Source organism: Brevundimonas abyssalis TAR-001 (assembly GCF_000466985.1).
Lineage (GTDB): Bacteria > Pseudomonadota > Alphaproteobacteria > Caulobacterales > Caulobacteraceae > Brevundimonas > Brevundimonas abyssalis.
Map to the genome: position 1 here is coordinate 88,266 of NZ_BATC01000005.1, position 7,937 is coordinate 96,202.

The 7,937-nt window shown below is 62.3% G+C and carries 7 protein-coding genes; 1 reads left to right on the top strand and 6 read right to left on the bottom strand.

Annotation, left to right across the window (positions count from 1 at the left end; all coding sequences use genetic code 11):
* Positions 1-1,081 precede the first annotated feature (1,081 nt).
* Complete coding sequence (locus MBEBAB_RS02670; protein WP_148291414.1) at positions 1,082-1,924, top strand: hypothetical protein; 843 nt, start codon at positions 1,082-1,084, stop codon at positions 1,922-1,924.
* 33 nt (positions 1,925-1,957) lie between these two features.
* Here MBEBAB_RS02670 and MBEBAB_RS02675 read toward each other — a convergent pair whose 3' ends face one another.
* The 6 genes from MBEBAB_RS02675 to MBEBAB_RS02700 form a co-directional block, all read right to left on the bottom strand.
* Entirely contained in the window at positions 1,958-2,461 is a 504-nt protein-coding gene (locus MBEBAB_RS02675) for a Pycsar system effector family protein (RefSeq protein ID WP_021696388.1), read from the bottom strand.
* Positions 2,458-3,237 carry an E2 domain-containing protein gene (locus MBEBAB_RS02680; RefSeq protein ID WP_052516717.1) on the bottom strand — a complete coding sequence of 260 codons (780 nt, stop codon included), beginning with the start codon at positions 3,235-3,237 and terminating at the stop codon, positions 2,458-2,460. The genes MBEBAB_RS02675 and MBEBAB_RS02680 overlap by 4 nt, the downstream gene beginning before the upstream one ends.
* Positions 3,234-4,772 carry a nucleotidyl cyclase domain-containing protein gene (locus tag MBEBAB_RS02685; RefSeq protein ID WP_158332112.1) on the bottom strand — a complete coding sequence of 513 codons (1,539 nt, stop codon included), beginning with the start codon at positions 4,770-4,772 and terminating at the stop codon, positions 3,234-3,236. The genes MBEBAB_RS02680 and MBEBAB_RS02685 overlap by 4 nt, the downstream gene beginning before the upstream one ends.
* Before the next feature lie 195 nt (positions 4,773-4,967).
* Positions 4,968-5,891, bottom strand: coding sequence for a TIR domain-containing protein (locus MBEBAB_RS02690; RefSeq protein ID WP_021696390.1), 924 nt, complete (start codon positions 5,889-5,891; stop codon positions 4,968-4,970).
* Positions 5,888-6,586, bottom strand: coding sequence for an adenylate/guanylate cyclase domain-containing protein (locus MBEBAB_RS02695; RefSeq protein WP_021696391.1), 699 nt, complete (start codon positions 6,584-6,586; stop codon positions 5,888-5,890). Before MBEBAB_RS02695 ends, MBEBAB_RS02690 begins: the two co-directional genes overlap by 4 nt.
* Before the next feature lie 284 nt (positions 6,587-6,870).
* Complete coding sequence (locus MBEBAB_RS02700; RefSeq protein WP_021696392.1) at positions 6,871-7,719, bottom strand: hypothetical protein; 849 nt, start codon at positions 7,717-7,719, stop codon at positions 6,871-6,873.
* Positions 7,720-7,937 lie beyond the last annotated feature (218 nt).

Genomic DNA, 7,937 nt, shown 5'->3' on the forward strand with positions numbered 1-7,937 from the left:
CGAAAGGACGCTGGCGGCGAGTCGAGGCCGCCCGGCTCTCCGACCCGCCGTATGCGCAAATCTGCGAGATTCGCGCTCGGGATGAGAACCGGATTGTCGGCAGGGGCACGGGTTGGCTCGGTCCCGACGGCGTTATCGTCACAGCCGCGCACTTGTTCTGGAAGGACAGCCTCCGCGCGACCTACTGCGAGGTTCGTTGGGCCAATTCCTCCGACTGGCAGACAACCAGTCAATTCACCCCTCATGCCAGCTACTTGCCGGGGAACGGTCAGCCGCGTGCGGGCTCTGCCGAGGACCTGGCGAAAGTTCTCGGGATCGCAGACGTGCCTTCGAGCAGATTGGCCCCCAGCAGCCGAACGCCACAGGAGGTCGCGGCGGTTGGCTTCAATTTCGGCGTTCTAGTTGAGCACAGTGGACCGACCAGGCTCGCCTCTCCGTTTCTAGGCCACGACGCCGATACCGATCATGGGCACAGCGGGTGGCCGACGGCGACGTCGTCGGAACGCACCTGGGGTTCGCCAGCCATTCCCAGCGATACTTGTCTAACAAGAGCGCGCCCATTGGCTCCCTCAATTGCGCGGTGCACATGGCGGGTCCGGCGCTCGAATTTCTGTTGCCGTAGAGAATCCGGAGGTAGCGAGATGCGACGTTTGGCGATCTTGGCGGCGAGCATGGTAGTGCTGGCCGGGTGTTCCCATACGGCGGGCACCTCGGGGCCTCCGTTCACACCGGACAGGAGTCGCCTTGTTTACGGGACGCAGACAAGCTTCGGCCCATGCCGGGACGGGGTCGAATCCGCGTTGGGCGCCGCGGTCGCCTCGGCCGTGATCGCCCAGGGCGTCGATCGAATTGGCTCGGCAATCCGGGCTGCGGGAACTGCGGAGACGACGCAGCGTTGGCTCGCCGAAAATTCGCTGCGAACAATTCGATAGCGTTCGGTCCTTGCATCTACGTCGCCCGAGGCTGGTTCCATGTGATGCGACCGACGCTCGGGGCGGACGGCCCGGACAGCAGATTCGAACCCGACCCGAATTCCAGATTTCCCCACAACTCCCCGGCCGAGATCGGGCTCCTTTGGCGAATGGGACTGTACCTCGCAGCGACGCCGGACTTCTTCTTCGAGGGCGTCGTGCGGTCCACGGAAGACGGAAGCTTCCACGCAATCGCTCCTGTCCGCGTCACGCTTGATGCGCCGCTTCGTTCCAATCCCCTACGGAGCAATCGGCGAAGCGTGCTGGTGTCTTTCGCAGTCGGTCAAGCCGGGAGCGCGCTCGACATCCAAAAGACCGGTGCGACGGTCGTTCTCGGGGAGATCGCGCCGGGCGAGCTTGTGGAATTCGATCAGGATGGCTGCGTCGCAGAGCTATGGTGGCGGATAGATGGCGAACAGCGGACGCAAATCGCCGATGATTGCACCCGCAGCGCACTCTCCGAGAGCAGACCAAGGCCGGAAACGCTTTACGCGACCCATCGGAGCCACTTCGAGAGCGAATGGTTCAGCGCGCCGCTCAGCGCCGAGATGCGGCCCATGACCCTCATGGCGCTGGTGTCCGAAACGCGCAGGCCCTCGGCATTCCTGACATACGTCGCCGACGTATTTGGCGCGGTCGAGTCGGGCCTGACGACCGAACTGCAACGCGCCCTCATCCCCCGCGTTGGATTGGCGGCGAGTGAAGCTGAAGCGAACGCATACGACACAGCCTATGGCGCGGCGGGCGCGGCGTTGCGCGAGTGCGTCGCGACTCCCGAAGATCCGGCCAAGCGAGCTGCCGCCAGGAACAGGCTGCGCGACTTTCTGAGAACGGCGCGGCAGGGCGGACAGGCCGCGACCGACATGTCTGCGCATGTTAATAGCATCACGCTGAACGGCACAACGGCGGCGCCCTGCGAGGACGCGCTCACCGCCTTGCGCGAGATTTCCTGAAGGCTCGCGCGTCGACAGTCGTGCTTGTGGCGATCATCCGTTGAATATCGGCAGGCGGACGTGAATTGACGCTGTGACGGCGAGGAAAATGAAGAATGGAACGAGCGACAGCGTGGTCGCGATGATCGCGATTTTGACGGCGACGTACTTCGCGCAAAGGATCTGCGAATTGCGCCACACTTGGCCGACCAGGTCCTTTCTGAACTGATCGTCGCTACAGGCCTCCAGTTCGGACTGGTAGTTCGGCTCGGTCCTGTTCTGGATCTCGGCGAAATAGATCAGACTGCCTTGCCCGCCTTTCACATCCGGGAAATTGGCCCGGTAGAGAAAGATATAAGAAATCAGCAGGCCGGCCAACGCAAAGGCGCCTGGAACGCTCACGTACCACAGCTTCAGGTCAGGGGCCGCGACGTTTAAGGCCCCCACGGCGAGGATCACGGTGTTGACGCCAAACAGCGCATTGATCCGCGTCTCGACGCGCGGAAAGAACCCCAGAACCCGGTCCAGTTGACGTTCGATCGTCTGCATATCCTTCATGACTGTCCCCCTTCCGCAGAATTCGCTCTCAATTGGTCTTCGTGCGCACCCAAAGGACATGACCGCATGGAGCGGCAGCAGCGCGTTCCCTCGTTGAATACGTGGTTCCAGTAGTCTGCCAGCGCCTTTCGTCGCAAATGCTCGGTGTAGGCCAGATCGACGAAGAGACTACGCTTCGAGCAATCCTTGCGCAGCACCCGCGCTTGGCGTCCGCGCGCTCGACGAAGGCAGCCTCGTGGACAGAGGGCCCGGCCATTAATGGGGTGTCCCTTCTTCCCGAACAGATGCAAGCGTTCGTCGGTCAGCCAGCTCGGCTCGTCCATCCGCGCCGCCGCGTACTCTTCTTCCAGCTCTGCTTCGGCGGCGAGAGCCAGGGCGCGTTCATGGTGCCGGCCGGCGTCCCCGTGATCGAGCGCATGGCTAGGCGGCCAGATGCGCGTGCGTTCAGCGACGCCCTGGCAGACGAGATACTGCCGCAACTGCTCCCACCACCGCGCGGCGTCGTTCATAGAGCGCACATCGATGTAGCTAAGACCAAGACAAAACGTCTGGTCCCCTTGGATATGGCGTTCGGGGCAGCGGGCAGGGAGGTCGACGCCCGGCGTTTCCTCGCGCACCTTCGGTGTGCGGTCTCCGAAGGCGCGCAGGTGAAGACCCTTTGCGGTCCACGGCGTCTTGGGAATCCGCGCGCGCCCGATCAGAGCGTCCTTGTCGAGCGTATCGATCGTGAACCAGCCCGGCGCAGCGTCAGCCAGGTAATGCGTCGCGGACTTCACCGTTGGTCATGGGCTCGCATGGGAGGGGCGGCGTCCGGCTCATGAGCGCGCATGGGATCAGTCTGGCCACTACCGACCACATAGGGCGACGGCATCGTGCCGAACAACACCTCCGCTGTGTCCACATCCATGTTGGCGACCTTGCGATCGATCAAGAACGCCTCGCGGATGATGGCCGGCGACTCCCCGTAAGCCCGTTCACCCAAGGCCGTTTCTGTTCCGTCGCATCGCCTCTGCTCAGTCTCGGAAAGGCAGGTTGCCCGGCTCGCGGCCGCGCGAACGCTTGCTGCGCCGCGCAGCCCGAGGCGGCAGATGGGCGTGGTTCCGTAATCAATTCCGATAGCAAGACCCAGGCCTTCCGTTCCAGGCAGCATTTCGCGGCACAGGTCGAAGGAGGACCGCAAGCCGGCCGCTGTGCTGACAGCTTTCTTCATGGTCGCCGTCGCGTTCGTTTCGTGCCTGTCCCCCTCGGCCAGCAGACCATGAATGCAGTCGCCGATATAGCGGACCTTCCGGCCTCCGAAGTCGTCCCGCAGGACCGCCCCCATTTCCGCGCGAATGACGTGAAGATTGGCGACTGCTTCGGCGATCCGACCGGTGGCGATGGCGTTGTCGATGTAAGGGGTGAAGTTATCGACATCGGCGAAGATCGAGGCGAGGTCCATCCGCACCGCATTGCTCGGCGGGTGCTCCGCATAGACCAGATCCTTGAGCGGTGGTTCCTTGTGGTGGAACCGGAACACCGGTTCACCCGAATCCGCCGTCCGTTGAGCCTGGAGACTTTCGACGACGGAGGCGTAGGCTTTTTCGAGACGTTCGCCGCCGCTGCGCTGCATCGTCGCGGTGATGATCTCCTCGTCGAGGCGCCTCCGCTCTGTGTCCTCGGTGAGCAGCACACTCTTGGTGAGCGGATCAGGCGTGCGGCCCAGGAGCATGCCGGCGCGAGGGCTGAGATTGAGGCCTTCATTATCGCCCGCTGCCAGCTTGGCCGCGTGATTGGCGGGGCTGCCGACGAAGAGGGGTTCCCGTTCGTCGCTACGGCCTGAGTCGATCGCCACAGCAGGACCGGTGTCGACGCCGATGCAGACGCGCGTCTTGAACTGCGGATAATCATCGCCGAGGCGTTCGACCATCTCCCGAAAGGCTGCGGCGAATGCGACGGCGATGCGGACGCGCTCGCCTTCGTTTTCCTCGCCAAGGGGTGTGAGCACCACCGCATGCAGCCTGGATCCGTGAAAATCGACCCGCTGCATCTCAAACTCGTCGATGAGTTCGTCGCAACCGCGATAATGCGCATGCAGAAACTCCAGCGCGCGCCGATGGCTCGCCTCTGTTTCCCGTCCGGCCTCGATCAGCACGTCATTGAAGTCGATGAGGTTGGCGTAGACATGCACCGCATCCGTCGTGATCGCGCGATTGCGGGGAATGTCGACCAGCGCCGCGCGAACTGAGGCGTCAGCAACGGCGCCTTTCTGCATCCGGGCCTCGGTGAGGAAGGTCTGAAAATCCTCTACCCGAATATCGCCTTCAGGCACGCTGCCAATGAAATCCCGTATTCTCGCCCGGGCGCGATCCTCATTCCATGCCATCCTGCGCAGTCTCCCAGCTGATCGCGAATCACCGAACGGACGCGATCGATTGGAAAGAACGTTAGCAGAACATCGTTCGCGCAAACAGGCTTGGGTGATAACGGCGCCGAAGACTTGTGGATTACCGCGTGAAGATGGCTCCTAGCCGTTGAAAGGCCCCCATTCGTTGATGTGGTCCCGAAGAATGTTGCAGGCGGGAGCCATTCGCGCTTGCGCGTCCTTGCCCGGCTCGTAGCTGTAGGGGATCGTGGTGATCCCGCTGAGGTCGCTCGGCAGCTTCACCTTGTCCTCACGAGGCTCCATCAGGATCGCGCGTTTTCGGCCGAGGCGGCCCATGAACAGTCCGAGCTCGAACACGACGTTGTCGCGCGGCGCCGGCCACTCCTCCCCGCGGAAGAGCGTGAGGTCGTCGCTGTGCGCCACCGCGATCGCGAAATCGGATTCATCGACCGCAGTCTCAAGCGACTCCAGCGCGTAGCTGGTGGCGCGGAACACGCCGTCGGTCCACAGAGTGACGAGGAAGGAATCGTGAGCCAGCGCACTCTGGATCACTCTCGCAACGGGCAGCGCCTCCGCCGAGGATATGAGAAAGACGCGGATGGTCTCTCGATGCTGCCCGACCAGCTTGTTGCGTTCGAGCAGACGCCGGGCGAGCGTCCTGGCCAGGGCGCGATAGATTTCAGGGTGCTGCCTGGCCAACTCGCTGACGACCTGGTGTGAGAGCTTGCCGACAAGCGCATCCTCAGTTGCGATGACGCTCGCCGAGCGGCGTTGCGTCGGTTCGATCAGCGCCATCTCCCCGACGTGATCGCCTCTGCCGCGCATCGCCACATCGCGACCATTGACCTCGATCCTGAACGCGCCGGCGACGATCAGGAACAGATCGTTGTCGTCGGCGCCCTGTGTGATGAGCGCCTCGCCCTCGGCGATCTCCAGCAGCTCAAGACGGTCAGCGATCTCCGCGGCGAGGTCTCGATTGCCACCGACAAGGGCCTGCTGCATCAATGCATCCAGGAGATTGTCGCGGCCGGCGTCGCCCCTGAACCTGTCGCCAATCGCAGTCACTTGATCTCTCTCCAGTAAGTCGTTGAATATATCTCATCTTGGTTGTGCTGGGACCACTGCCATTTTCTCCAGATGTTCTCGCCCTGCGGCCCCAGCTTCTGCTTGTCCTTGAGATAATCGTAGACGCGTTTCGTGATCCAAGTGGGTTTGTCGGCGCTCAGTGACGTCAGTTTGGCCGCCAGATTCGGCGCGTTTCCGATCCACACCAGATCATTGTCACCGCGAACCCCCGTTCGCGCGGCGCGAACGGTCGAAGTGTCGATGCCGACGACATGACGGATTTTGAAATCTGTCTTCCATTTTTTCTCAAGCTCGGTCTGCACGATATTCTTGACCGCATAGTTGATCTCCAGAGCACAAGCGACAGCATCATTTCTTTGAGTTTTGGAGATAAACACGCCCATGACGCGATCACCGTCATAGGACACGATTGATCCGCTGTGATTGCGGATGAGACGGGATGCGGCGTACAGGAACGTCTTGTAGACTTGGCCCGCGAACTCCCACTTCTTGCTCTCGACAAGGCCCGTGGACGCGTCGAGGTCCGCGTACAGGACCGTCGCGGTCTCAAATCGCACAGCGTCATTGCTCAGCTTCAAGTCTGAAGCGGCGGGGACCACCTGCCCGTCGCGCACCGTCCAAGCCGTTCCGAACGTGTCCTTGGAATTGCTTCGGATATCGTCGGCGACGCTCATAGTCTGTCCGTCGCCGCTGATTGGTCGTGAGACCGTCGCACTCTGCGGACCCCGACGCGGGCGCGATCTCGCTTGGTGCCATCGGACAAGCCGGCGGTCCTTGCGGGCGCGCGCATCTCTGGGATCGAAAAGCTCATGGATAGTCCCCCTGATTGCACCTGTAGCACAACCGCAGATGCTGCGAAGCTGCGAGAGGTTTGGCGTGCGAGAGCGGGAGGCCAGAAGCGAACCATCCCTTGGACGCCCCGCGACGGGCGCCGGCGGTATAACACGAGTGGGCTTGGTCAGTGCCCGAGGATTGTTTGCATCCGTGCCTGAAGCGCCTGTGTCAGCGCCGCCAGGCCCTCATTGTTGTTGAGGTATCGGATGTAGCGAAGGTGTCGCAGATCGAACGGAACGTCATGCTCGCTCTGGGTGATGATAATGACCTCGCGACCGAGCGTGTGAGCGATCCCGGCCTCGTAGAAGACGTTCGGGTTCCTTCCGGTGAGATCGCAGATGACGACGCGGGCCCGATCAATCAGGCTCACGATGTCCTGAATGATGCCTGGCGCCTCCCAAATTTCATCGGCGCGCCGCGCCACGAGGTTGCAGGCGGCGCAGGCCTGCTGGATTGCGGCGTAAACCGGGGCGAAACCGGCATCGAACGGCATCATGACCGACGCCAGTTGCGGCTCGATCGCCTCGTGCTCGGGGATCGTGAAAACCGATGGCCTTTGGCGGCGAGGGTTCACGCTGCGAAGCAGGAAGCGGTACAGGTCCACGTCCTTTACGGCCCAATGATTGCGGCTCCAGTCGAAGTTATGTCGGTGCCGGTCCATGTCGAGCTGGGCCTTGTGGGCAAACAGGAAGGCGTTCCGCAATGGCGGCACGTCGGGATCGAGCGCATATTCGAACCGCACCTCGCCATTGGCGATCCGCGCTGCGGTCACCGTTCCCACCCGGCAAACTTCGTCGTGAATGCCCTCCGGCATGAACAGGCAGGGAAGGCGTCTAAGGCCGTCCACGTCAGGGAGATCACCGTCCCTGAATTGCGCGGCCAGAGCGGGATCGGTGAACTCAAACATCCGATCAAGGGCGATCGACGCGGTTGGGTCGTTCCAATCATAGTGCCGCATAATCACGTTGAACATTTCAGGCAGTCTCCTTGCCTTTGCTTTCATGCTCCGCGAGTAGGGGTTTGTCACCGATTGCCGTCATAACCGCGGATGCCCGGCGGCGTAGCCCTGGTTGCATCATCGCACCTCGGCAAGCCCGGCGGACAAGGCTGTCTTGAGCGGAAAATTCCCTTCGAGATTGACGTGCTTGGTCGTCGGATCAGGTTCTTGTCAGGAGGGGAAGGCCTTCCCCT

Coding starts and splice junctions, on each gene's coding strand:
- MBEBAB_RS02670 (WP_148291414.1), top strand. CDS start 1,082: ATGGGACTGTACCTCGCAGCGACGCCGGACTTCTTCTTCGAGGGCGTC.
- MBEBAB_RS02675 (WP_021696388.1), bottom strand. CDS start 2,461: ATGAAGGATATGCAGACGATCGAACGTCAACTGGACCGGGTTCTGGGG.
- MBEBAB_RS02695 (WP_021696391.1), bottom strand. CDS start 6,586: ATGAGCGTCGCCGACGATATCCGAAGCAATTCCAAGGACACGTTCGGA.
- MBEBAB_RS02700 (WP_021696392.1), bottom strand. CDS start 7,719: ATGTTCAACGTGATTATGCGGCACTATGATTGGAACGACCCAACCGCG.